Source organism: Azorhizobium sp. AG788 (genome assembly GCF_943371865.1).
In the GTDB taxonomy this organism is placed as follows: domain Bacteria; phylum Pseudomonadota; class Alphaproteobacteria; order Rhizobiales; family Xanthobacteraceae; genus Azorhizobium.
Window position 1 is genome coordinate 37346 of the sequence record NZ_CALRWL010000024.1, and the last position, 23727, is coordinate 61072.

Annotated in this window: 20 protein-coding genes; 11 read left to right on the plus strand and 9 right to left on the minus strand. The window is 68.0% G+C overall.

From position 1 onward, the window contains the following. Positions 1–3: 3 nt before the first annotated feature. The 3 genes from AAG816_RS15070 to AAG816_RS15080 form a co-directional block, all read right to left on the minus strand. Entirely contained in the window at positions 4–525 is a 522-nt protein-coding gene (locus tag AAG816_RS15070; RefSeq protein ID WP_341990473.1) for a cysteine dioxygenase family protein, read from the minus strand. Between the two features lie 269 nt (positions 526–794). Continuing rightward, positions 795–2387 carry an ABC transporter substrate-binding protein gene (locus AAG816_RS15075; protein ID WP_341990474.1) on the minus strand — a complete coding sequence of 531 codons (1593 nt, stop codon included), beginning with the start codon at positions 2385–2387 and terminating at the stop codon, positions 795–797. Then, positions 2384–2920, minus strand: coding sequence for a MarR family winged helix-turn-helix transcriptional regulator (locus AAG816_RS15080; protein ID WP_341990475.1), 537 nt, complete (start codon positions 2918–2920; stop codon positions 2384–2386). The genes AAG816_RS15075 and AAG816_RS15080 overlap by 4 nt, the downstream gene beginning before the upstream one ends. A 207-nt stretch (positions 2921–3127) precedes the next feature. On the opposite strand from AAG816_RS15080, the gene AAG816_RS15085 reads away from it, so the two are divergent. The 6 genes from AAG816_RS15085 to AAG816_RS15110 all read left to right on the plus strand — a co-directional run bounded on the left by AAG816_RS15085 (position 3128) and on the right by AAG816_RS15110 (position 11074). Next, positions 3128–3829 carry a creatininase family protein gene (locus tag AAG816_RS15085; RefSeq protein ID WP_341990476.1) on the plus strand — a complete coding sequence of 234 codons (702 nt, stop codon included), beginning with the start codon at positions 3128–3130 and terminating at the stop codon, positions 3827–3829. A 7-nt stretch (positions 3830–3836) separates the two neighbouring features. Then, entirely contained in the window at positions 3837–4808 is a 972-nt protein-coding gene (locus AAG816_RS15090) for an ABC transporter permease (protein WP_341990477.1), read from the plus strand. Next, positions 4808–5686: an ABC transporter permease gene (locus AAG816_RS15095; protein WP_341990478.1), complete on the plus strand. Its 879-nt coding sequence runs from the start codon at positions 4808–4810 to the stop codon at positions 5684–5686. The genes AAG816_RS15090 and AAG816_RS15095 overlap by 1 nt, the downstream gene beginning before the upstream one ends. Further along, positions 5683–6654, plus strand: a complete 972-nt coding sequence (locus tag AAG816_RS15100; RefSeq protein ID WP_341990479.1) for an ABC transporter ATP-binding protein — start codon at positions 5683–5685, stop codon at positions 6652–6654. Before AAG816_RS15095 ends, AAG816_RS15100 begins: the two co-directional genes overlap by 4 nt. Continuing rightward, positions 6651–7661, plus strand: coding sequence for an oligopeptide/dipeptide ABC transporter ATP-binding protein (locus AAG816_RS15105; RefSeq protein WP_341990480.1), 1011 nt, complete (start codon positions 6651–6653; stop codon positions 7659–7661). Before AAG816_RS15100 ends, AAG816_RS15105 begins: the two co-directional genes overlap by 4 nt. Before the next feature lie 137 nt (positions 7662–7798). Then, a complete protein-coding gene (locus AAG816_RS15110; RefSeq protein WP_341990481.1) occupies positions 7799–11074 on the plus strand; it encodes a PAS domain S-box protein in 3276 nt (1091 codons plus the stop codon). Between the two features lie 10 nt (positions 11075–11084). Here the strand turns inward: AAG816_RS15110 and AAG816_RS15115 are convergent, their stop codons facing one another. Then, positions 11085–11801, minus strand: a complete 717-nt coding sequence (locus AAG816_RS15115) for a GntR family transcriptional regulator (protein ID WP_341990482.1) — start codon at positions 11799–11801, stop codon at positions 11085–11087. Positions 11802–11996: 195 nt separating this feature from the next. On the opposite strand from AAG816_RS15115, the gene AAG816_RS15120 reads away from it, so the two are divergent. The 5 genes from AAG816_RS15120 to AAG816_RS15140 are packed head-to-tail and all read left to right on the plus strand — an operon-like array spanning position 11997 to position 16726. After that, on the plus strand, positions 11997–13040 hold the full coding sequence (locus tag AAG816_RS15120; protein WP_341990483.1) for an extracellular solute-binding protein: 1044 nt from the start codon (positions 11997–11999) through the stop codon (positions 13038–13040). Further along, a complete protein-coding gene (locus tag AAG816_RS15125) occupies positions 13037–14125 on the plus strand; it encodes an ABC transporter ATP-binding protein (RefSeq protein ID WP_341990484.1) in 1089 nt (362 codons plus the stop codon). The genes AAG816_RS15120 and AAG816_RS15125 overlap by 4 nt, the downstream gene beginning before the upstream one ends. After that, a complete protein-coding gene (locus tag AAG816_RS15130) occupies positions 14122–15003 on the plus strand; it encodes an ABC transporter permease (protein ID WP_341990485.1) in 882 nt (293 codons plus the stop codon). The genes AAG816_RS15125 and AAG816_RS15130 overlap by 4 nt, the downstream gene beginning before the upstream one ends. Then, positions 15000–15800: an ABC transporter permease gene (locus tag AAG816_RS15135; protein ID WP_341990486.1), complete on the plus strand. Its 801-nt coding sequence runs from the start codon at positions 15000–15002 to the stop codon at positions 15798–15800. Before AAG816_RS15130 ends, AAG816_RS15135 begins: the two co-directional genes overlap by 4 nt. Beyond that, positions 15797–16726 carry a polysaccharide deacetylase family protein gene (locus tag AAG816_RS15140; protein ID WP_341990487.1) on the plus strand — a complete coding sequence of 310 codons (930 nt, stop codon included), beginning with the start codon at positions 15797–15799 and terminating at the stop codon, positions 16724–16726. Before AAG816_RS15135 ends, AAG816_RS15140 begins: the two co-directional genes overlap by 4 nt. A 42-nt stretch (positions 16727–16768) precedes the next feature. On the opposite strand, the gene AAG816_RS15145 is transcribed toward AAG816_RS15140, so the two are convergent. The 5 genes from AAG816_RS15145 to AAG816_RS15165 are packed head-to-tail and all read right to left on the minus strand — an operon-like array spanning position 16769 to position 23708. Then, complete coding sequence (locus tag AAG816_RS15145; protein WP_341990488.1) at positions 16769–17938, minus strand: amidase; 1170 nt, start codon at positions 17936–17938, stop codon at positions 16769–16771. Continuing rightward, on the minus strand, positions 17938–19185 hold the full coding sequence (locus AAG816_RS15150; RefSeq protein ID WP_341990489.1) for an amidohydrolase family protein: 1248 nt from the start codon (positions 19183–19185) through the stop codon (positions 17938–17940). The genes AAG816_RS15145 and AAG816_RS15150 overlap by 1 nt, the downstream gene beginning before the upstream one ends. Positions 19186–19237: 52 nt before the next feature. Further along, positions 19238–21628 (minus strand): branched-chain amino acid ABC transporter ATP-binding protein/permease, encoded by a 2391-nt coding sequence (locus tag AAG816_RS15155; protein WP_341990507.1) that lies wholly within the window; start codon positions 21626–21628, stop codon positions 19238–19240. 55 nt (positions 21629–21683) lie between these two features. Further along, on the minus strand, positions 21684–22553 hold the full coding sequence (locus AAG816_RS15160) for a branched-chain amino acid ABC transporter permease (protein WP_341990508.1): 870 nt from the start codon (positions 22551–22553) through the stop codon (positions 21684–21686). 33 nt (positions 22554–22586) lie between these two features. Next, positions 22587–23708, minus strand: coding sequence for an ABC transporter substrate-binding protein (locus tag AAG816_RS15165; protein WP_341990509.1), 1122 nt, complete (start codon positions 23706–23708; stop codon positions 22587–22589). Positions 23709–23727: the final 19 nt, after the last annotated feature.

The following is a 23727-nucleotide window of genomic DNA, read 5'->3' on the forward strand; positions in this document are numbered from 1 at the left end:
CTCTCAGCCCCCCTGCGCCACCTGATACTCGTTCGCCACCGACGAGGCGTGCTGACGGTGGTCGTAGCCGTAGATGTGCAAGGAGATGGCGTAGTCGGTGCCGAAATTCTCCATCTGGTGCAGGTTCGGGCCGGACGGCATCATGCAGGCGATGAAGCCGGGGGTGCGCACCGCCTGGCGGGTGGGGCGGGCCAACAACGGGCTCTCAACGTCGAAATAGGTCTCGGTCAAAGCGCCCTGGAGCACCGCGAAGCAGCAGGAGCAATGGTGGTCGTGGATCGATGTGCGCGAACCCGGCGCCCACACCATGGCCCACACGCTCACATCACCGTCGCCGAACACGAAATTGCGCGAATAGGTGCCGGGGGTGCGGGTCAGCGGCACCTTATCCAGCAGGCAGGGCTGGGCGACGAACCGGGCCAAAGCGGCGCGGGCGGCGGCCAGATAGTCCTGCTCCGTGCCGGTGCTGGCGGCGACCAGGGCGCCGAGCATGTCGGCTGGGCGGTGTTCAAACGGCGCGTTCATCTTCAACCCACTCACGCTTTGTGATGGGTTGAGCCTAGGGCGTCCGGCCACGAATGAGTTTGCAAAGACTGTGCGCTTTGCCGGGAACGGCGGAAAATGCGTTCGCCTTTATCCGCTTTCGCGGAATGAAATCACATACAACCGTCGGAACGAGCGATGCACGTTTTCAGCGAGGCTCGCGGGGGCGGTTCGGGCGCCGCCACGAAAAAGGGGAATGGCACGCCGCGCGCCATTCCCCTCATCGTGCCAAACCGCGATGGCCGGTGGCGCTATTTCGCCGGCTTGATGTTCATGGCCAAGGTGTCCTCGTCCACCCGCGGGGTGAAGGTCACCTTGGCCTTCTGCATGGCCCAGGCGCTGACGATGGAGGCGATGGGCAGGCTGGGGCGATCCTGCGCCACCAGGGCTTCCGCCTGCTCCAGCAAGGCGCGGCGCTTGGGAATGTCCATCTCCACCGCCGCATCCTCGATCAGCTTGTCGAGGGCCGGGTTGGAATAGCCGCGCACATTGAAGCCGCCGAGCTTGGTGGCCGGGGTGTCGGTGTGCATCAGGCCGGCGAGGGTGTAATTGGCCTCGCCGGTGAGCGTGCCCCAGCCCCACATGGCCAGGCCATAATCGCCGCGCTGGCGGGCGGGGAAGAACACCGTGCTGGACACGCCATTGGCCTGGGCATCGATGCCGGCGGCGGCCAGCATCTGCACGATGGAGGTGCCCACCGCGCCATCGCTCTGCAGGCGATCGGTGGTGAAGGACAGCGCCACCTTGAAGCCGTTGGGATAGCCGGCCTCGGCCAGCAGTTGCTTGGCCTTCTTCGGGTCGGCCTTGGTCACCTTCAGGGCCTTGTTGAAGCCGAAGATGGTGTCGGTGACGATCTGCGAGGCCGGCTTGCCCAGGCCCTCCATGGAGATTTCGGCGATGGTCTCGCGGTCGATGGCCAGATCAAACGCCTCGCGCACCTTGGGATCGAGGAACGGGTTCTTCGGCAGCGGCGAGCCGTCCTTGGCGGTGACCATGGCCGCCTTGTCGCGGAAATCGAACTCGGTGATGAACAGATAGACGCTGTCGGCCTTGGCGATGCGCAGCTTGGCATCCTTTTCCAGGGTCGGCACATCGGCGGGGGGCACGCGGGCGATCAGATCGAGCTGGCCGGCTTTCAGCTGGGCGACGCGGCTGGCGTCATTGGCGATCTCCTTGCGGACCACCCTCTCCCACGGCTCCTTGCCGCCCCAATAGCCATCGAAGCGGGCGAGGACCAATTCCTCCTTCGGCGTCCAGGAGACGAACTTGTAAGGCCCGGTGCCGATGGCCGCCTTGCCGGAATTGAAGCCGTCGCCGGCGGTGTCCTTGGTGGAGAAGTCCTTGGCGGCGGTGTGGGAGACCACGAACAGGCGCACGAAATCGTTCGGCAGCGTGGGCGCCGCTCCGTCGGTCTTGATGCGGATGGTGAGGGGATCGACGATCTCCACCGCCTTCACCCGTCGCACATAGACCGTGGTGGGGTTGGGGCCGGTGACGTTGGGAATGCGCTCGATGGAAAATTTCACGTCCTCGGCGGTGAAGTCCGAGCCGTCGTGAAACTTCACCCCCTTGCGCAGCTTGAATTCCCAGGTGGTGTCGTCGATCGCCTTCCAGCTTTCCGCCAGACCGGGCTCCAGCTGGAGATTGTCGCCGGACTTCACCAGCGTATCGAATACATGCTTGGCCGCTTCCGCCTGCACGCCAGTGGAGGTGAAGTGCGGATCGATGGAGGCAGGGCCGGCGCGCACGCCGATGGTCAGCGTCTGCGCCATCAGCGCGGACGAGGCGGACGAGACCAGCAGGGCGGCCAGGGACAAGGTGCGCAGCGTTCGGGTGAAGCTCATGGCTGGGAATCCTCGGTTTGGAGTGTCGGGGGCCACGCGGGGGAATCCACCACCATCTTGGCCAGGATCTCGAACAACAGGGTGCGCTCGCCGGGCGACAGCCGCGCCAGCATCACCCGCTCGCGCTCCAGCATCACCGGCATGCTGGCGTCGAAGATGCGCCTGCCGTCCTCGGTGATGTGCAGCAGATAGCTGCGGTGATCCTTGGCATCTTCGTTGCGGCGGATCAGCTTGCGCTTGAGCAGCTTCTGGATGGCGCGGCTGATGGTGGGCTTGGGAAAGCCGCTGGAGGCGCAGATGTCCTTGGCCGCCACGCCATCGCGCAGGCCCAAGGCATACAGCACCACGAATTCAGGGCGCGGCAGGCCGAAGGTCTTCTCGGTCCAGTCATAGACCGGCACGTTGAAGTGCATGGACAGATAGTTGATGCGGAACGAGAACCAGCACGGGTTCCGCCACAGCTTGATGGCGATCAGCGGATCAACATCGCCCGGCAGCTCGGCCTCGGCCAGATTGGCAACGGCGGCATCCATCGGCGGCGTCTCCATCGGCTGCATGTCCAGCGCCCGCCTCCCCTGCCCGCGTCGGCCCGCTGCCGACGTTTTCCCGACTTGGTTCATCGTGAAACTTGACAGAAGGTTTTTACCGCTGTCAATCTACATAACAAGTTCCAAACGAAACTAATTCTGCAACGACACGCTGTGTTTTTGCAGCCGCATCTGCGTGCATTCGGAGGCTCCATGCGCATCGCCGACATGAACTGGATGCAGGTCGAGGCGCAGGTGCGCGCGGATGATCGCTGCGTCCTGCCCATCGGCAGCGTCGAGCAGCACGCCTACCTCAGCCTGTGCGTGGACAAGATCCTGGCCGAGCGGGTGGCGACCGAGGCGGCCGAGCCACTGGGCATTCCGGTATTCCCTGTGGTGCCCTATGGCCTGGCCTCCAGCTTCCGCGATTATCCCGGCACGGTGTCGGTCCGCCTCTCCACCTATCTGGCGCTGATCGAGGACATTCTCGACAGCCTGCATCGCGGCGGCTTCCGGCGCATCGTCATCGTCAACGGCCATGGCGGCAACACGCCGGTCACCGCCTTGATTTCCGAATGGCTGGATGCCCATCCCGGCACGCGGGTGAAGTTCCACGACTGGTGGCGGGCGCCGCGCACCTGGGCCAAGGTGATGGAGATCGACCCCGCCGCCTCCCACGCCTCCTGGATGGAGAACTTCCCCTGGACCCGCCTGCCCGGCGTGAGCATGCCGGACGATCCGAAGCCGCGCATCGATTTCGACCTGCTGGCCCAGGGCAGCGCCGCCGACAAGCGCGCGCTGCTGGGCGACGGCAATTTCCACGGCCTCTACCAGCGCCCGGACGAAGACATGCACGCGCTCTGGGCGGTGGCGGTGGAAGAAACCCGCGCACTCCTCACCGACGCCTGGCTCTGAGCCAGCCATGCTGGGCTTCGCCATCCAAAGGCTGGTGCAGGCGGCATTGGTGGTGCTGGTCATGTCGGCGCTGGTGTTCGCCGGCGTGTTCGCCATCGGCAATCCCATCGACCTTTTGCTCTCGCCCGAAGCCACCCAGGACATTCGCGCCGCCACCATCGCCAAATATGGCTTCGACCTGCCGCTGTGGCAGCAATATCTGCGCTTTCTCGGCCGGGCCCTGCATGGGGATTTCGGCCAGTCCTTCGTCTACAATATGCCGGTGGGCCAGCTCATTCTCTCGCGCCTGCCCGCCACCCTGGAACTGACCTTGCTGGCCGTGTTCGGCGCCACCTTGCTGGGCGTGCCGCTGGGCATGTATGCGGGCTACCGGCCCCATGGCGCGCTCGCCAAGACGGTGATGGCCCTCTCCATCCTCGGCTTTTCCGTGCCCACCTTCTGGGTGGGGCTGGTGCTGATCTTCGCTTTCGCCGTGCAACTGGGCTGGCTACCGGCGGGCGGGCGCGGCGAGACGGTGAGCGTGTTCGGGGTGGAGTGGAGCTTCCTCACCCTGGACGGCCTCCAGCATCTCATACTGCCGGCGATCAACCTGGCCTTATTCAAGTTCGCGCTGATGATCCGCCTTGCCCGCTCCGGCACGCGGGAGGTGATGCTCACCGACACGGTGAAGTTCGCCCGCGCCGCCGGCTTGTCCGAGCGCACCATCCTGCTGCGCCATGTGCTGCGGCTGATCGCCATTCCGCTGGTGACGGTGTTCGGCCTGGAATTCGGCTCCACCCTCGCGTTCGCCGTCGTGACCGAAACCATCTTCTCCTGGCCGGGCCTGGGCAAACTGATCATCGACTCAATTACCTCGCTGGATCGCCCGGTGATGGTGGCTTATCTGATGCTGGTGGCTTTGTTCTTCATCGGCATCAATCTGGTGGTGGACCTGTCCTATGCGGCGCTGGATCCGCGCCTGCGCAAGGGCCGCGCCTGATGGATCGCGCCTCCCCCCTGGCCCGCTTCTTCTCCGAGTTTCGCGAGAACCGCTCGGCGGTGATCGGTCTGGCGCTGATCGTCACCTTGCTGGTGCTGGCGCTGATCGCGCCGCTCATCACGCCGCAGGATCCCTATGATCTGGCCAGCCTCACCTTGCGCGATGCCCGCCGCCCGCCCGGTTATGTGGGCACGGCGGGCTACATGCATTGGCTCGGCACCGACGCCCAGGGCCGCGACCTGTTCTCCGCCATCCTCTACGGCCTGCGCATCTCCATCGAGATGGGGGTGCTGGCGGGCACCATCGGCCTCGTGCTCGGCGCCTCGGTGGGCACCATGGCCGCCTATGTGGGTGGGCGCACCGAGGCGGTGGTGATGCGCCTCATCGACCTGCAATTGTCCTTCCCCGCCATCCTGCTGGCCTTTGTGCTGGCCGCCCTGCTGGGCCAGGGCAAGATGCAATTGGTGGCGGCGCTGGTGACGGCGCAATACGCCTATTTCGCCCGCACCGCCCATGGCGCCGCCGCCGCCGAGCGCCACAAGGACTATGTGGAGGCCGCCTTCTCCACCCCTCTGCCGGCGTGGCGGGTGGTGCTGCGGCACATCCTGCCCAATGCACTGCCGCCGCTGATCGTGGTGGCCACCGTGCAGATCGCCAGCGCCATCTCGCTGGAGGCGACGCTCTCATTCCTCGGGGTGGGGCTGCCGCCCACGGAGCCGTCCCTGGGCATGCTGATCGCCAACGGCTTTCCCTACATGCTCTCGGGCCGTTACTGGATTTCCATCTATCCCGGCATCGCGCTGATCCTGCTCATCTTCTCGGTCAATCTGGTGGGCGACCAGATCCGCGACCAGATGAACCCGAGGCTGAAGCGATGACCGCGCCGCTGCTGGAGGTGTCCGGCCTTGAAACCCAGTTCGCCACCCGCAACGGCGTCCTGAAGGCGGTGAACGGCGTGTCATTTGCCGTGCGGCGCGGCGAAATTCTGGGGCTGGTAGGGGAATCCGGCTCGGGCAAAAGCGTCACCGGCTTCTCGCTGATCGGCCTCATCGATCCCCCCGGCCGCATCGCCGCCGGCTCGGTGAAGCTGGAAGGCCGCGAGCTGGTGGGCCTGGCGCCGCAGGAGCTGCGCGCCATTCGCGGCCGGCGCATCTCCATGGTGTTCCAGGATCCGAGCACGACGCTCAATCCGGTGCTCACCGTGGGCGTGCAGATGCGCCTTGCGCTAGAGGCCCATGCCCGCCTCTCCCGCCGCGAGGCGCAGGCGCGCGCCATAGCGGCGCTGGAGCGGGTGCGCATTCCCGATCCGGCGCGGCGGCTGGAGGCCTATCCGCACCAATTCTCCGGCGGCATGCGCCAGCGCATCGCCATCGCCATTGCCTTGCTGCATCACCCCGATCTGGTGATCGCCGATGAGCCGACCACCGCGCTGGACGTGTCGATCCAGGCGCAGATCCTCACCGAGATGAAGGCGCTGGCGCGCGAGCGCGGAACGGCGCTGATCTGGATCAGCCATGATCTGGCGACCATCTCCTCCATCGCCGACCGCATCGCGGTGATGTATGCGGGCCGCATCGTGGAAAGCGGCCCCACCGCCGCGGTGCTACGCGATCCACGCCACCCCTACACCCGCGGCCTGCTGGATTCGCTGCCGGCCATGGCCCCCGCAGGCACCGAGCTGGCGGCCATTCCCGGCACCACGCCGGCGCTGGACCACCTGCCGCCCGGCTGCCCGTTCGCCCCGCGCTGCTTCGCCGCCCAGCCGCGCTGCGTCGAGGACCCGCCGGAAGTGATCGCGGGCGCGCGCGGCTATCGCTGCCATTTCCCGCTGGGAGCGGCCGCATGAGCCCGCCCTTCGTCACCGCCACCGGCGTCAGCCGCACCTTCGCCCCGAGCGTGCCCCTCACTGAGCGCATCGTCGCCGCGCTCGGCGGCGCGAGCCGCCCCCGCACCGTGCATGCGGTGGACGACATCACCCTCACCCTCGCCAAGGGCGAAGCGCTGGGGCTGGTGGGGGAATCCGGCTGCGGCAAGACCACGCTCGGGCGCATGATCGCCGGCATCCTGCCGCCCAGCGCCGGCAGCCTCGCCATCGCCGGCACCTCGGTCATGTCCAGCGGCGCCCATCCGCGCAAAAGCACCACGCGGGTGCAGATGGTGTTCCAGGATCCGTTCGCCTCGCTGGATCCGCGCATGCGCATCGGCGATACGCTGATGGAAGGGCCGGTGCATCACGGGCTCGTCCGCCGGGCCGACGCCCTCGACAATGTGCGCGACTGGCTGGTGCAGGTGGGGCTCGATCCCGACTATGCCAGCCGCTATCCGCACCAATTCTCCGGCGGCCAGCGCCAGCGGGTGGCCATCGCCCGCGCGCTGGCCATGCAGCCGGACGTGCTGGTCTGCGACGAGCCGGTGGCGTCGCTGGACGTGTCGATCCAGGCGCAGATCATCAATCTGTTCCTGAAGCTGCGGCGGGAGCTGAACCTCACCTTGCTGTTCATCTCCCATGATCTCAGCGTGGTGCGCCATCTGTGCGACCGGGTGGCGATCATGTATCTGGGCCGCATCGTCGAGGAAGGCCCCACGGGCGAGGTCTATGGCGACCCGCGCCATCCTTATACCCAGGGCCTGTTGGACAGCGTGCCCAAGCTGGTGCTGGCCGATGGCGAGCAGGCGCGGTTCCGGCCCATCGCCGGCGAACTGCCCTCCCCGCTCGCCCCGCCGTCCGGCTGCCATTTCCACGGCCGCTGCCCGCTGGTGCAGGACCGCTGCCGCACCGAACGCCCGGCGCTACGCGTGGTCGGTCCGGGGCGCACCGCCGCCTGCCATTTCGCCCGCACGGACGCGGCATAGCAAAGCTCAAGTTTTGGTGCCGGATCAAGGGCTCGCCAGCGTTGAACGGGGGGTCTCGATTTCCCTGCGATGCGTGATATAGCCTGAACTCTCGCGCTTTTTGCCAGGGCCATTTCGCCCGCGCCATGATGGATCCCATGTCCGCAGCCATCCCTGACGATCAGCCAGCATTCCTCAAGGGCGGCGGCGAGATGGGCGCCCTCATCTCGCGATTCGACTGGTCGGCCACATCCCTGGGGCCGCTGTCCGCATGGCCGCAAAGCCTGAAGACCGCGACCGCCCTGCTGCTGCGCTGCAATCTGCCCATGGTGATGTTGTGGAACCCCGACGGGGTGATGATCTACAATGACGCCTATTCCGTCTTCGCCGGCGGGCGTCATCCCCGCCTGCTGGGCAGCAAGGTGCTGGAGGGCTGGCCGGAAGTGGCCGCCTTCAACGCCCATGTGATGGATGTGGGCCTGAAAGGCGGCACCCTGGTCTATCGCGACCAGCATCTGATCCTGCATCGCAACGGCGTGCCCGAAGACGTGTGGATGAACCTCGACTACAGCCCGGTGCTGAATGAAGAGGGAGAGCCGGCCGGCGTTCTGGCGGTGGTGGTGGAGACCACCGAGCGGGTGCGCGGCGAGCAGCGCCTGCGCATCGCCCAGGAGGCGGGTGGCGTCGGCATTTTCGAATGGTTTCCCGAATCCGGGCGCCTGGATGTCTCCAATGAATATCGGCGGATCTGGGGACTGGATTCGGACACCGAGGTCACCGACACGCTGCTGCTGAGCCTGCTGCACCCCGAGGACCTCCGGCAAACCGGCCCGGCGAAGCGCGAGCAGGCGAACCCGCTGGAATATGCCGAGTATCGGCGCATCGACCCGCGCACCGGACAGGTGCGCTGGATCGCCCGCCGCGGCGAGGTGGTGTCCACCCCCGAGGTCGGCCACCGCCGCTTCGTCGGCATCGCCATGGACATCACCGACCGCAAGCGCGCCGAGGAGGAACTGCGCGAGAGCGAGGCCCGCTGGCGCAATCTGTTCGAGCAGATGCAGGAAGGCTTCTTCATCGCCGAGGCGGTGCGGGATGCGGACGGGCGGATGGTGGACTTCACCTTCCTGGAGCTGAACCCGGCGTTCGAGACCCAGACCGGCATCCCCACCTCCACCGCCATGGGCCGCACCGCCCGCGCGGTGGCCGGCACGGTGCCGGAGACCCTGATCCAGCGCTATGCCGACGTCCTGCGCACCGGGGCGCCGACGCAGTTCGAGTTCCAGGACGCGGACGCGGGCGACCGCTGGTTCGAGCTGCGGGCGCGTCCGGCGGGCGAGGACCGGTTTGCGGTGCTGTTCCTCGACATCACCGTGCGCAAGGCCGCCGAGGAAGCCATCCGCCACAGCGAATCCCACTTCCGCCTGCTGGCCCAATCCCTGCCCAAGCATGTGTGGACCGCTACCGCCGACGGCCAGCTGGAATGGTTCAACGACCGCGCCTATGCCTATCGCGGCGTGCCCCCCGGCGCGCTCGAGCGCATGAGCTGGGCCGACCTGCTGCATCCCGATGACCTGCCTGCCGTCATGGCCGCATGGACCGAGGCGGTGGCCACCGGCGCCCCCTACCAGATCGAACAGCGCATGCAGCGCCATGACGGGGTGTTCCGCTGGCACCTCGCCCGCGCCCTGCCGGTGCGCGAGGCCGATGGCATCACCCGCTGGGTCGGGGCCAATGCGGACATCGAGGACCAGAAAGTCGCGGAAGCCACCCTGGCGGACCTCGCCGTCACCCTGGAACACCGGGTGGAAGCACGCACCGCGGAACTGGTGCGGACCCAGGACGCCCTGCGCCAAAGCCAGAAGATGGAAGCCATGGGCAACCTCACCGGCGGGGTGGCGCATGATTTCAACAATTTGCTCCAGGTGATCAGCGGCAATCTGCAACTGCTGGCCGACGATGTGGCCGGCAATGCCAAGGCCGAGCAGCGCATCCACAACGCCATGACCGGCGTGACCCGCGGCTCGCGGCTCGCCTCGCAATTGCTGGCCTTCGGGCGGCGCCAGCCGCTGGTGCCGAAGGTGGTCAATCTCGGGCGCTTTCTCAGCGGCATGGACGACATGCTGCGCCGGGCCCTGGGGGAGGCGGTGGAACTGGAAACCATCATCGCCGGCGGCTTGTGGAACACGCTGATCGATCCCGGCAATGTGGAAAATGCGCTGCTGAACCTCGCCATCAACGCCCGCGACGCCATGGACGGGCGCGGCCGGCTGACCATCGAGGCCGGCAACGCTTTCCTGGACACCGCTTATGCCGATGGCCACCCGGAGGTGACCCCCGGCCAATATGTGCTGCTGGCGGTGACCGACACCGGCACCGGCATGGCGCCGGAGATCGTGGAGAAGGTGTTCGAACCCTTCTTCACCACCAAGCCCGAGGGCAAGGGCACCGGGCTTGGTCTGTCCATGGTCTATGGCTTCGTCAAGCAGTCCGGCGGGCACATCAAGATCTATAGCGAGCCCGGCCACGGCACCACCATCAAGCTCTATCTGCCGCGCGCCATGCAGTCCGAGGATGTGCTGGTCGACGTGGAGGCCGGCCCGGTCATGGGCGGACGCGAGACCATCCTGGTGGCCGAGGATGACGAGGCGGTGCGCGAGACCGTGGTGGGCCTGCTCTCGGACCTGGGCTATCGGGTGCTGAAGGCCAAGGATGCGCAGAGCGCGCTGACCATCATCGAGAGCGGCATGCCCATCGACCTGTTGTTCACCGATGTGGTGATGCCGGGCCGGCTGAAGAGCACGGAACTGGCCCGCAAGGCCCGCGAGCGGCTGCCGGATCTGGCGGTCCTGTTCACCTCCGGCTACACGGAGAATGCCATCGTCCACGGCGGACGGCTGGATGATGGTGTGGAGCTGCTCAGCAAGCCCTATACCCGCGAGGCCCTGGCCCGGAAACTGCGCCAGGTGCTGGGCCGACCGGGCGTCGACCCGCCGCTGAGACCCGTGCCCAACCCCACCGCCGCAACGCCCGCCCCCACCCGCCAGGCGCAGGACAAATCGATGACGGACACCCACGGCAACGGGACGGCGAAGACCTTCCTGCTATGCGAGGACGACTGGCTGATCCGCATGAGCACCGGCGAGATGATCGAGTCTCTCGGCCACACGGTTTTGCCCGCCGCGGACGGCGCGGCGGCACTGGCCCTATTGGCGGCCCAGCCGGTGGATGTGCTGATGACCGACATCGGCCTGCCGGACATGTCCGGGGTGGAGCTGGCGGAACGGGCACGGGCGGCGCGGCCGGATCTGCCGGTGATCTTCGCCACCGGCCGCAGCGAGGTCCAGGATCTGGACGGCGCCGGCCCGGTGCGGCAGATCGTCAAGCCCTACTCCGCCGCCGCTTTGGCCAGCCTGATCGACTCCGTGCTGGGGTAGTCCTCGGCGCTCAGGGTTTCAGCGGCGCGGGACCGAAGATGGCGGCGAGATCCGGCGCCGTCGCAGGCGGCAATTCCAGCTTCAGGCGCTGCTCCACGTGCAGGAAATGATGGCGCGAGAGGTCGATGGCGCCCGCCACGTCGCGGGCGCGCAGCGCCTCGACGATGGCGCCATGCTCATCCACGGCGCACAGCGACTGGGTCGCCGGCTCGTAGACCGACACCATCACCGACGAGCGGCTGAGCAGATCGCGCAGGAAGCGTGACAATTCCTCATTCTCCAGCGCGTCCACCAGATGCAGATGGAACGCCCCCGACAGCCGCACCGAAGCGGCGCGGTCGCCCCGGGCGGCGGCGGCCCGCTCTTCCACCAGATGGGCATCGAGCCGGGCGAGAATATCGTCGGTGAGGATGCGGGCCAGTTGCACCAGCACCCCCGCCTCCAGCACCCGATGGGCCTCATAGACCGCCTTGATCTCACCGGGTGAGGGCTGGGCGACCCGGGCGCCGCGATTGGGCACCATCTCGATCCGGCGTTCGGCGCCAAGCCGTTGCAGCACCTTGCGGATGCGCTCCCGCGACACGCCGAAGGCGGCCGCCAGCGTCTGCTCCACCAGCTTGGTGCCGGCCCGCAACCGGCCTTCCAGGATGGCGGTGGAAATGGCCTGATAGATCGCCTCGTCCGCGGCAGGGTCTGCCTTGGCGGTGCGTTGCCTGCGTTCGCTCACCGGCGCCTCGATCCTACGCTGCAAAATTGTGCACATTTGCATCAAAAAATGTGCACATTAGTTCGACGGGGGTTTCTGCTTTCCCATCCCTCATACCACAAGCGCCTCAAACGTCACTGTTTTTCGAGAATGTGCACAATTGGCACCGTGTTTGCAGAGGTATAAATGTCGCGACCGTGACGCAGCGAGGACGCCATGACCTTTTCTCCCATCTCCCGCCGGACCGCCCTGAAGCTCAGCGCCGGGGCGCTGGCGGGCGGCATTGCCTGTCCCGCCATTCTGCGCGCCGCGCCGAAGGAGATCGTCCTCGGCGGCCCGGCGGGCGCCGCCAAATATTTCAATGCGGACGTGTTTCCGCTGATCAAGAAGATGCTGGACGTCAGCATCCTCTATGAGGGCACCAATTCGCTCACCAATCTGCAGAAGATGCAGGCGGACAAGGGTGCCCCGAAAATGTCCGTGGTGATCATGGACGATCCGGTGATGCTGCCCGCCGCCGCCGAAGGCCTCATCACCCCCATGAAGGCCGCCAACGTGCCCAATCTCGGCAAATTGGTGCCGGACGCCATCCATCGCGACGGCATGTGGGCCAATTACCAGAAGCCCTGGGTCGGCATCGCCTATTCCACCAAGCGCATGCCCGCCGCCCCCACCGACTGGTCCGCACTGTGGGAGCCGAAATACGCCCAGAAGATCATCGTGCCCTCGCTGCAGAATACCGAGGGCTTCTGGGTGCTGCTGGCCGCCGCCCATCTGGAGACCGGCAAGCCCTACAAGGAAGCGCAATACGATATCGACGCCGCCTTCAAGAAGCTCAAAAGCCTCAAGCCGAACCTGCTCAACGTCTATACCAACGCCCCCCAGGCCATGAACATTCTGGAGCAGGGCGAGGCCTGGATGATCGGCGGCCAGTTCTCCGCTTACACCTTGATCCGCAAGGCGGACGGCTCGCCGGTGGATCTGGCGATCCCGAAGGATGGCGGCTTCTCCATGCCCTCCGGCATCGCCAAGGTGACCGGCGCCCCCGGCGGCGATACGGCGGAAGCGGTGATCAACGCCTTCCTCTCCCCCGAAGTGCAGACGCTGCTGGCCACCAAGGCCTTCGTCGCCCCCACCAATGCCACCGTGCCGACGCCGGCCGGCTATCCCGCCAGCGACAGCCTGTTCGCGCCCGACTGGGCCTTCATCGCCAAGGAGCGGGCCGGCTGGGTGGACCGCTGGATCAAGGAGATGGCATGAGCCCGGCGCCCCATCTCGTCGTCCGCCAGGCCTCCAAGCGCTATGGCGCCACCACGGTGCTCGACCGGGTGGACCTGGCCATCGGGCGCGGCGAACTGGTGACCCTGCTCGGCCCGTCCGGCTGCGGCAAGACCACCTTGCTCCGTCTGGTGGCGGGGCTCGCCCTGCCCGACGCGGGGGCGGTGGAAATCGCCGGCCGGGACGTGACCCGCGTCCCGCCGCACAAGCGCAATGTGGGCGTGGTGTTCCAGAACTACGCGTTGTTCCCGCACCTCACCGTGGCGGGCAACGTGGCCTTCGGGCTCACGGTGCGCCGCCGCGCCCGCGCCGACATCCAGGCGGCAGTGCACAAGGCGCTGTCGCTGGTGCATCTCGACCATCTGGCGGCGCGGCCCATCTCCGCTCTGTCCGGCGGCCAGCAGCAGCGGGTGGCGCTGGCCCGGGCGCTGGCGGTGGAGCCGGACGTGCTTTTGTTCGACGAAGCCCTCTCCGCCCTCGACCGCAAACTGCGCGAGGAAATGCAAGGCGAGATGCGCCGCATGCTGCGGGACATCGGCGCCACCGCCATCTTCGTCACCCATGACCAGGACGAGGCGCTCACCATGTCCGACCGGGTGGCGGTGATGAATGGCGGGCGCATCGAGCAACTGGCTGAGCCCCGCGCCATCTATGCCCGCCCGGCCAGCCTGTTCACGCTGAATTTCGTCGGCCTGTCCACCCGCATCGCCGGCACCGTGGTCGCCAGCGCGGACGGCCGCGTGCTGGTGGAAACCAGCGTCGGCCGCCTCGCCGCCACCGGCAACTTCCTGACCGGCTCGGCGGTGATCGTGGCGGTGCGGCCCGAACATCTGCGCCCCGCCATGGACACCGAGGGCAATGCCGTCAGCGGGCATGTGCGCTCGGTGGTGTTCCAGGGCTCGCGCACCCTGGTGGAGGTGGCCGCCGGCGCCGAGACCCTGCTGGCGGAACTGCCGGGACAGGACGCGGTCGATCTCTCCCCCGGCGCCGAGATCCGCCTGTCCTGGCCGATCGCCGAGACCTTCGCCTTTCCCGTGCCCACACCGGCCATGGCGGAGGCGGCATGAGCGAGGCTGCCCTCCCCGCCGCCGTACCGGCGGCGCCCGTCCCCGCCGCGCCGAACCGCGAGCGCTGGCTGGCGCTGGCCCTGGCCGCGCCGGCCCTGCTGATCCTGCTGTTCCTGTTCGCTTTGCCGCTGGCCAAATTGCTGGCGGCCAGCCTCTCCAATGCGGCCGGCTTCACCCTCGATGAATATGCCAAGCTGCTGGGCACGGCCTATTATCTTCAGGTCATCTGGAACTCCCTGCGCCTCGCCTTGCTCACCACGATCATCGCTCTGGTGATCGGCTATCCCGCCGCCTTCGCTCTGGCGCGGGCGCGCGGCGCAGTGCGCAGCACCCTTTTGGCCTGCCTGTTCCTGCCTTTGGCCGCCAGCGTCATCGTCAAGGCCTTCGCCTGGACCATCCTCTTGCGCAGCGACGGGCTGGTGAACGAGACCCTGCTGATGCTGGGGATCATCGACACCCCCATCCGCATGATCTTCACCGAGACCGCGCTGATCGTCGGCTCGGTGAACATCTTCCTGCCCTTCATGATCCTGCCCATCTACACCGTGGTGGCGCAGTTGGACCCGCGCCTGGCGGACGCCGCCGCAACGCTCGGCGCCTCGCCCGCGGAAGCCTTCCTGCGGGTGGTGGTGCCGCTCACTTTGCCCGGCATCATCGCCGGGGTGGCTTTGGTGTTCTCGCTCTCGGTCTCGGCCTATGTGGTGCCGACGCTGCTGATCGGCGAGCGCTATCCCACCCTCTCCACCACCATCGCCAAGGCCTATCTGCTGGCCCGCCAGCCCGCCTTCGGCGCCGCCGCCGGCGTGGTGCTGCTGGCCATCGCCGTGGCCGTGGTCGCGCTCAGCACCCGGCTCGGCCGGGCGGGAGGTGGCAAATGACCCGCGGCCTCGCCATCCTGTTCGCCTGGACCATGGCCCTGGGCGCGGCCCTGTTCCTGCTGGCGCCGCTGATCGTCATCGCCGCCGCCTCGTTCTCGCCGACGCCGGTGTTCGATCTGCCGGTGGGCGGGGCCTCGCTGCGCTGGTACGGCCGCATCGGCCAGATGGACGGCTTCTGGCCGGCGCTGGGACTGTCGTTGCAGATCGCCGCCCTCTCCACCGCCATCGCTCTGGTGCTGGGCACGCTGGCCGCCATCGCCATCACGCAAGGGCGGCTGCCGGGGTCCGAGGCCATCGGCACGGTGCTGGTCTCGCCCTTGATGATGCCCGGCCTCGTGCTCGGCATCGCTCTCCTGCAATACTACCGCGCCATCGGCTTCTCGGCCGCCTGGAGCGGGCTGCTGCTGGCGCATTTGGTGGTGACCCTGCCCTATGTGGCCCGCACCATGATCGCCGGCCTGTCGCGCTTCGACTTCACCTTGGTGGAAGCCGCACGAACCTTGGGCTGCACCTATCCCGGCGCCATCCTCAAGGCGATGGTGCCGGCGCTGGCCCCCTCATTCCTCACCGCGGGGTTGTTCTCCTTCCTCGCCTCCTTCGACAACTATCCAGTGTCGATCTTCCTGACCGACGTGCGGACCAAGACCCTGCCGATCAAGATGCTGCAATATATCGAAGAAGCTCCCGACCCGACGCTCGCCGCCCTCTCCACTTTGATCCTGGGGGCGACCGTCATCCTCCTGGTGGCCAGCGACCGCATGGTCGGCCTGCACCGCATGGCGGGGACCGGCCAATGACCCCCGTTCTGCTCAAGCCCACCCTCCCCGCCTCCGGCCGCGATCTCGTGGGCTACGCCGGCGCTCCGCCCGACCCAAAGTGGCCGGGGGGCGCGAAAATCGCGGTGTCGCTTGTGGTGAATTTCGAGGAAGGTGCCGAATTTTCCGTGTCGGAAGGCGATGCGACAAACGAGGGAATCTACGAAGTCGACCATCGCCTGGACGGGCCAGACCCTTGTATCGAAAGCCATTTCGACTACGGCACCAGAGCCGCCTGGTGGCGGGTGATGGATTTGTTGGATGCACACGGTGTAAAGGTCACCGTCAGCGCCTGCGGCCGCGCCGTGGAGCGCTCGCCGGATCTGGCCCGCGATGCCATTGCCCGCGGCCATGAAATCGCCGCCCATGGCTGGCGCTGGGAAAGCCATGCGGGCCTGGACGAAGCCACCGAGCGGGCCCGCATCGCCCGCACCGTGGAGGCCATCACCCGCGCCACCGGCCAGCGGCCGGTGGGCTGGCACACCCGCTCAGCCTCCTCGCCCAACACCCGCCGCCTCTTGGTGGAGGAAGGCGGCTTTCTCTATGACAGCGACGCCTATAATGACGACCTGCCCTACTTCCTCCCCATAGCCGGGCGGCGGCATCTGATCCTGCCTTATGCCTTTGATACCAACGACATGCACTTCCAGCACACCCAGCGCTTCAGCGGCTCGGATTTCGCCGATTATGTGCTGGATGCGTTCGACTGGCTGGTGCGCGAAGGCGAGCGGGCGCCGAAGATGATGTCGGTGGGCCTGCACCTGCGCATGATCGGCCGCCCCGGCCGCATGGCGGCGCTGGAGCGGATCCTCACCCACATGACCGGCTCCGGCGTCGCCTGGATCGCCCCGCGCGCCGCCATCGCCCGCCACTGGCTGGAGCGGTTCCCGGAAGGGGGCTCCCGCTAAGTCCCTGGCGCCGCCCGCCCAAGCGGACGGAGCCGGACGACCTCACACCTTCTGCGCCAGCGCCAGCAGAGCTTCGTCCCGCCCGCGCGGGGCGATCATCGACAGGCCCACCGGGCAACCATCCAGTGTACCCAAGGGCATGGAAACCTGCGGCAGGCCCGCATGGCCGGCGGGGCACAGCAGTTCCAGCGCGCGGGCGCGGAAGGCATCCAGTTCCGCCTCAGGGGTCGCCCGCAGCGGCGCGATGCCGGGGCCGGTGGGCAGCACCAGCAGGCCGTCGTCCCCCAGCAGATCATCCATGCGGGCGCGGATCTCCGCGCGCAGAGCCAGCGCCGCCTTCACTTCCTCCGGATCGAGGCGGGAGGCGGCGGCGAAGCGCTCGCGCACGCCGGGGCCGAACTCCGGCTTCACCGCCTCCACCCAGGCGCCATGGGCGGCCCAGGCTTCCGCCGACTGGATCAGCCGGAACGCATTGCGCCACGGCCCCAGTCCGCCGGGCGCCACGGTGACATGCTGCGCCTCGCCATAGAGGGCGCGCACCCGCGCCAGCCCATCCGCCAAAGCCGCGCCCACGGCGGGGCCGGCGGCGGCGAACATGTCGTCGGCGATCAGCACCCGCGCGGGGGCCGGGGCCTCCGGGGCCGGGCCGAGCAAGACCGCGCCCACGGCGGCGAACAGGGCCGGATCGCGGGCGAACCAGCCGACGCTGTCATAGCTCGGCGCCAGCGGCACGGCGCCGGAAATGGCGATGCGGCCATGGGTGGGGCGGATGCCCAGCACGCCGCAATAGCTCGCCGGCAGCCGCACCGAGCCGCCAGTGTCAGAGCCGATGGCGAACTCGACCAGCCCGCCCGCCACCGCCGCCGCCGAACCGGACGAGGAGCCGCCGGGAATGCGCCCCGGCGCCGCCGGATTGATGGGCGTGCCGTAATGATGGTTCTCGCCATTGAGGCTCCAGGCCATCTCGTCGGTGTGGGTCTTGCCCACCAGATGGGCGCCCGCATCCAGCAGCAGATCCACCACCGGCGCGCTCTCGGTGGGCACCGGATGGCTCGCCAGCCAATGCGGACTGCCGGCGGCGGTGGGCACGCCGGCCAGATCGAAAAAGTCCTTCAGCGCGAAGGTGCGCCCGGCCAGGGGGCCGTCGGTGCGGCGCTGGATGTCCACCTGCCCGTGGGCGACGAAGGCGTTGAGCGGATCATGCAAGGTCATCAGGCAACGCTCTCCAAAGCGGGAACATGCAGGTGGGCGGCAGGACGGGTGAAGGTGCGCCGGCCGGCCTTGAGGCCGAACAGCGGCGGCGCCAGTTCCGACACCGCCTCGGCGCGGGTCGTGCAATCCAGCACCACCATGTCGGCCGGGACGCCCTCCCGAATGCCGTAGTCGGCCAGATTGAGCAACCGCGCAGAAGAGGATGTCACCATGTCGAGACAGGTGGCCATGCCCGCCGGCGTGCCCACCTGGGCCACATTGGCATAGAGATTGGAGATCCGCACCAGCGAGCAATCCCCGAACGGGGTGAAGGGGTTGAGCACATTGTTGGTGGAGAGCGAGCAGGTGACGCCATGCGCCATCAGCACATGGGCCAGCGCCACCCCGCGCGGAACATTGTGGTCATACTCGCGGCCGATGAGGAACAGATCGGTGGCCGGCAGCGCCGTCACCGCGACACCGGCCCCGGCGAGGCGCTTGGCCAGCTCCACCAGGCGGTCGTGCGGCACGGCGGAGAGCTTGGTCACATGGCCGATGGCCACCCGCCCGCTCCAGCCGGTCTCTTCCGCCAGCCGGCAGACCTCCAGCAGATCGAGGTGCGAAGGATCGAGGCCGAAATCCAGGTGGAAGTCGATGTCCACGCCGAAGCGCTGGGCCAGCGCGAACACATGGGCGATCTGGCCGTGGCTGTCCTTGTCCATATAGGGCGCGCCGCCCACCACATCGGCGCCCGCCTCCAGCGCCGCCACCATGACGTCCTCGCAGCCGGGATCATCCAGCAGGCCCTCCTGCGGGAACACGCACAGCTTCAGGTCGATGGCCCAGGCATAGTCTTTCTTGAGCTGCTTCAGCGCATGGATGGAGGTGAGGCCGATGCGCGGGTCCACCTCCACATGGGTGCGCATGCGCTGGGTGCCCTGGAGGATGGCCTTCTCCAGCGTGCGCTTGCCGCGGGCATAGACGTCCTCCACCGTGAAAGCCTTCTTGGCGGCGGCCACGGCGCCGATGGCTTCCTCCAGCGTGCCCTTCTCGCAGACGCAGCGGCCCAGCAGGCAGGATTTGTCCAGATGGATGTGGGTCTCCACAAAGCCGGGCACCACCAGCCGCCCGCCCAGATCCTCGGACGGCGCGTCCGCCTCCAGACCGACGCCGATGGCGGCGAAGCGGCCGGCGCGGATGCCGATATCCACCAAGTGTCCCTCGTTGCCGGCGATGCGGGCATTGCGGAAGATGTGGTCGAGACTCATAGCCTACGCTCCGAAAAGATGGGATCACGCGCCGAAAAGGGCGAGGCCGGCCTCACGCCGCGCCGGCCTTGGCCCCGAGATAGGCCGCTTCCAGATCCGCATCGCCGGCCAGCAGCGCGGCGCTGCCCGCCTTCACGATGCGGCCCTGCTCCAGCACATAGGCGCGGTCGGCGACCGTGAGGGCGAGCGCCGCCATCTGGTCCACCAGCAGCAGGGTCACGCCCTCCTCCCGCAGGTCGGCGAGGATGTCGAACAGTTCGCCGATGATGGCCGGGGCCAGCCCGAGCGAGGGCTCGTCCAGCAGCAGGATCTTGGGCCGGGCCATCAGGCCGCGCGCCACCGCCAGCATCTGCTGCTCGCCGCCGGAGAGCAGCCCGGCCCGCTGGCCGAGGCGCTCGCGCAGGCGCGGGAAGCGCACCAGCAGGGCCTCGAAATCCGCCGCCACCTCCGCAGGATCGGCCGCGCCGCGGGCATGGGCGCCCAGCAGCAGATTGTCCCGCACCGACAGTTCGGGAAACACCTGCCGCCCCTCCGGCACCAGCGCCAGGCCCTTGCGGGCGATCTGGTGCGCGGCCAGCGCCGCCACCGGCGTATCCGCAAGCACCACATCGCCGGTGATGGGCCGCAACAATCCAGCGATGGCCTTCATGGCCGTAGACTTGCCGGCGCCATTGGCCCCCAGCAGCGCCACGCATTCGCCGGGCCGCACCTCCAGATTGACCCCGTCCAGTACCGGCGCGGCACCATAACCGGCGGTGAGACCGAGCGCGGTCAACACCGCATCGCGGCTGCCGTCCCAAGGTGCGGCGCGGCCCCGCGCCCGGCCGACATCGCCGCCCAGATAGGCCGCGATCACCGCCGGGTTGGTGCGCACCTGGGCCGGCGTGCCCTCGGCAATGGGGCGGCCGGCATCCAGCACCACCACATGGTCGGAAATGCCCATGACCAGGGTCATGTCATGCTCCACCAGCAGCACGGCGAGACCGGCATCGGCAATGCGCCGCAGCAGCAAAGCGAGCGCGTCCTTGTCGGCGCGCATCAGGCCGGCGGCGGGCTCGTCCAGCAGCAGCACGCGCGGGCGCATGGCGAGGGCCCGGGCGATCTCCACCAGGCGGCGATCCACATGGGGCAGATCGTCGGCGGGGGCGTCGAGATCACCGCCATAGCCGACGAAGGCCAGCAGCGCTTCGGCCTGGGACGCCTCGCCCTTCAGGGCCAGGCGCACGTTGTCCAGCACGCTGAGGGAGCCGAACAATTGGGTGGTCTGGTAGGTGCGGGCGATGCCGGCGCGGGCCACCTGATAGGCGGGCGCCCCGGCCAGTTCGCCCTCCAGCCGGATCGAGCCGGCATCGGGGCGGTAGAAGCCGCCGATCATGTTCAGGACCGTGGTCTTGCCGGCGCCATTGGGGCCGATCAGGCTGGTCACCGCCCCCGGCTGGGCGGTGAAGCTGACGCCCTGCGCCGCCTTCACGCCGCCGAAGGTGATGGCGAGATCGCGCACCACCAGCGGCAGCGGCGCCCCCTGCGGCGTCAGAACGGCGGGCGTGGTGGAGGCGACCAGACGCACCCGGCGGCGCGCCACCAGCCGCAGCACCTCGCCGACGATGCCGCGCGGCGCCAGCCACAGCACCGCCAGCAGTAAGCCACCGAACAGCAGCAGGCGATATTCGGCGAAGTCCGAGAGCATTTCCGGCAGGCCCACCACCACCAGCGCCCCCACCACCGGCCCCAGCACGGTGCCCGCCCCGCCCACCACCACGGCGAACAGGAACAGGATGGACTGCGAGAACGGGAACGAGCCGGGCGAGATGAACATCATCAGCGGCGCGAACAGCGCCCCCGCCAGCCCAGCCAGGGCCGCCGAGAGCACGAAGGCCAAGGTCTTCAGCACCACGGGGTTGAGGCCCACGGATTGCGCCGCCACCTCGCTGTCGCGCACCGCCCGCATGGCGCGGCCCAGCCCACTCATGGACAGGGCCAGAAACCCCAGCAGCGCCACCGTCGCCAGGGCCACGCACAGCACCGCCATCTCGCGTTCGGCGAACATCACCCCCGCCACCGGCGGCGGCAGGATGCCCATGAGGCCGTTGGCGCCGCCGGTCACCGCGCGCCATTCGATCAGCCCATGCTCGACGATGAAGGCAAAGGCGATGGTGACCATGGCCAGATATGGCCCCTTCACCCTCAAGGCGGGCAGTGCCAGCAGCAGCCCCACGGCGCCTGCCACCAGGGCCGCCGCCGGCAGCGCCAGGGCGAAGCCCGCGCCCTTCAAAATGGCGATGCCGCTCACATAAGCGCCGATGGCATAGAAGCCCACATGGCCGAGCGAGACCTGCCCGGTGAGGCCCAGCAGGATGTTGAGGCCGATGCCCACCAAAGCGGTCAGCGCCACCAAGGCGATCACAAACGAGGTATAGCTCTCGCCCCACCAGGCCAGGGCCATGGCGGCGGCGGCGCCCAGCAGGATGGCAAGCGCCAGAATGAGCGGGCGCAAGGCTTTAGACCTTCTTCACGGCGGCGCGGCCGAACAGGCCGTCCGGCACCAAAGCCAAAGCGGCGATCACCGCCAGGAACACCAGGATCTGGGTGTAAGAGGAGCCCAGGGCGCTGGTGATCAGGGCTTCAACGAGCCCATAGGCGAAGCCCGCCAGCATGATGCCCGAGGCCGAGCCCATGCCGCCCAGGATGGCGACCGCGAAGGCCTTGATGCCAAACATCAATCCCATGTCCGAGGACACCGACAGCAGGGGCGCGATCAGCAGGCCGGCGATGCCCGCCAGCACCGAGGAGGCGGCGAAGGCCAGAGCCACCGCCCGCTGCACGTCGATGCCCATCAGCGAAGCGGCGGTGGGGTTCTGCACCACCGCCAGCAAAGCCTTGCCAGCGCTGGTTTTGCGCAGAAGCAGATGGAGCCCGAGGGCGATCGCGATGCCCACTACCGGGATCACCAATTGCAGCGGATAGACCCCGGCGCCGAACAGATCCACCGGCTTCTGCGCCAGCACGGAGGGCAAGGAGCGGGGCTCCTTGCCGAAGGTGAACATCACCGCATTGTCCAGCACGATGCCGCCGGCAACGGTGGCCATCAGCCAGGCGCTGGAACCCTTGGAAACAAAAGGCCGGACCAGCGCCCGCTCCACCACCAGGCCGGACAGGCCGCACAGAATGAGGGCGAGCAGAACCGCCACCGGCAGGGGCAGACCGAGGGTCACCCAGAGGGTGTAGCCGAGCACGGCACCGAGCATGACGGACGAACCTTGCGCGAAGTTCACCGAATGGGACACCGTGTATGTGACGTGATAGCCGAGCGCGATCAGTCCATACATACTGCCCAGGCTCAGCCCCGAGACGATGGCGGACAGGATCAGCACGGCATCCCCCTCGGCCTCACACCCCGCGCCTCAGTTGCCCACCGGCACGATCTCGGCGCCCTTGAAGTGGGTGAAGATATAGTCGCCCTTGCCCAGCGCATCGTTGTTGCCGAGGGTGAACGGCTTGTCATAGGTCTTGATCAGCCCGACATAGGGCCCGATCTCGTAGAAGGCCTTGCGCAGGGCCGGGCCGTCGGTGGTGCCGGCCTTGGCGATGGCCAGCGCCAAGAGGTTCATGGCGTCATAGGCATTGGCGATGCCCACGGCCGGGGTCACGTCCGCCAGGGTCTTGATCTCGGGATATCTGGCCTTCAGCGCCGCCAGAACGGTCTCGCCCTTGGGGGAGAGCTTGCCGGAGAAGGAATAGGTCTGGACCATGTCCACCTTCTCCGCGCTCGGCCCGCCCAGTTCGGTGAAGCGCCCGCCGGCCGGGCCCCAGTGGGAGACCACCGGCACATTCCAGCCCATGCGGTCGAGGGATTTGACCACCTGCGCCGCCGGCTGGACATTGGCCACCAGGAAGATGGTGTCGGCGCCCGCCTCCTTCAGGCGGGTCAGCTGGGGCACCATGTCCACGTCGGCATTGTCGAACTTTTCCGCGCCGGCCACCGGCAGGCCCTTGGCGCCGGCCGCCTTCTTGAGGCCGGCCTCATTGGATTCGCCCCAGGGGTTGTTGATGAGCATCAGCCCCGGCTTCTTGGTGGCGTGGGTCTTCACGGCGAAATCGATCATCGCCTCGTCGACCAATTCGTCCACCGCCGAGACGCGGAACACATAATTCTCCTCGGCGCCGTTGCGGGTGATGGCGGTGCCCGCCGCCCACACCGCCAGGAACGGCACTTTCGAGGAATTGGCGAACGGCACGATGGCCAGGGACACCGGCGTATCGATGCCGCCGAAGAAGGCCACCACCTTTTCCTTCTGCACCAGTTCGCGGGCCGCCAGCACGCCCTTGGCCGGGTTGCTCTCGTCGTCGCGGCGCACCAGCTCGAACTTCTTGCCCAGCACGCCGCCGGTGGCGTTGATCTGGTCGATGGCCACCTGCAGGCCGCGGGTGATGGCCTCGCCGGACTTGGCCGACTGGCCGGAGAGGGCGGCCACCAGCCCCACCTTGATGGTCTCCTGTGCGCGGGCGGGCGCGGTGAGGACCATGGCGAGGCTGAGGGCGGCC

Excerpts from the sequence above, each read along its gene's own strand:
- AAG816_RS15070 (WP_341990473.1), bottom strand. The coding sequence starts at position 525 with ATGAACGCGCCGTTTGAACACCGCCCAGCCGACATGCTCGGCGCCCTG.
- AAG816_RS15075 (WP_341990474.1), bottom strand. The coding sequence starts at position 2,387 with ATGAGCTTCACCCGAACGCTGCGCACCTTGTCCCTGGCCGCCCTGCTG.
- AAG816_RS15080 (WP_341990475.1), bottom strand. The coding sequence starts at position 2,920 with ATGGATGCCGCCGTTGCCAATCTGGCCGAGGCCGAGCTGCCGGGCGAT.
- AAG816_RS15085 (WP_341990476.1), top strand. The coding sequence starts at position 3,128 with ATGCGCATCGCCGACATGAACTGGATGCAGGTCGAGGCGCAGGTGCGC.
- AAG816_RS15090 (WP_341990477.1), top strand. The coding sequence starts at position 3,837 with ATGCTGGGCTTCGCCATCCAAAGGCTGGTGCAGGCGGCATTGGTGGTG.
- AAG816_RS15095 (WP_341990478.1), top strand. The coding sequence starts at position 4,808 with ATGGATCGCGCCTCCCCCCTGGCCCGCTTCTTCTCCGAGTTTCGCGAG.
- AAG816_RS15100 (WP_341990479.1), top strand. The coding sequence starts at position 5,683 with ATGACCGCGCCGCTGCTGGAGGTGTCCGGCCTTGAAACCCAGTTCGCC.
- AAG816_RS15105 (WP_341990480.1), top strand. The coding sequence starts at position 6,651 with ATGAGCCCGCCCTTCGTCACCGCCACCGGCGTCAGCCGCACCTTCGCC.
- AAG816_RS15110 (WP_341990481.1), top strand. The coding sequence starts at position 7,799 with ATGTCCGCAGCCATCCCTGACGATCAGCCAGCATTCCTCAAGGGCGGC.
- AAG816_RS15120 (WP_341990483.1), top strand. The coding sequence starts at position 11,997 with ATGACCTTTTCTCCCATCTCCCGCCGGACCGCCCTGAAGCTCAGCGCC.
- AAG816_RS15125 (WP_341990484.1), top strand. The coding sequence starts at position 13,037 with ATGAGCCCGGCGCCCCATCTCGTCGTCCGCCAGGCCTCCAAGCGCTAT.
- AAG816_RS15130 (WP_341990485.1), top strand. The coding sequence starts at position 14,122 with ATGAGCGAGGCTGCCCTCCCCGCCGCCGTACCGGCGGCGCCCGTCCCC.
- AAG816_RS15135 (WP_341990486.1), top strand. The coding sequence starts at position 15,000 with ATGACCCGCGGCCTCGCCATCCTGTTCGCCTGGACCATGGCCCTGGGC.
- AAG816_RS15140 (WP_341990487.1), top strand. The coding sequence starts at position 15,797 with ATGACCCCCGTTCTGCTCAAGCCCACCCTCCCCGCCTCCGGCCGCGAT.
- AAG816_RS15145 (WP_341990488.1), bottom strand. The coding sequence starts at position 17,938 with ATGACCTTGCATGATCCGCTCAACGCCTTCGTCGCCCACGGGCAGGTG.
- AAG816_RS15150 (WP_341990489.1), bottom strand. The coding sequence starts at position 19,185 with ATGAGTCTCGACCACATCTTCCGCAATGCCCGCATCGCCGGCAACGAG.
- AAG816_RS15155 (WP_341990507.1), bottom strand. The coding sequence starts at position 21,628 with ATGGCCCTGGCCTGGTGGGGCGAGAGCTATACCTCGTTTGTGATCGCC.
- AAG816_RS15165 (WP_341990509.1), bottom strand. The coding sequence starts at position 23,708 with ATGGTCCTCACCGCGCCCGCCCGCGCACAGGAGACCATCAAGGTGGGG.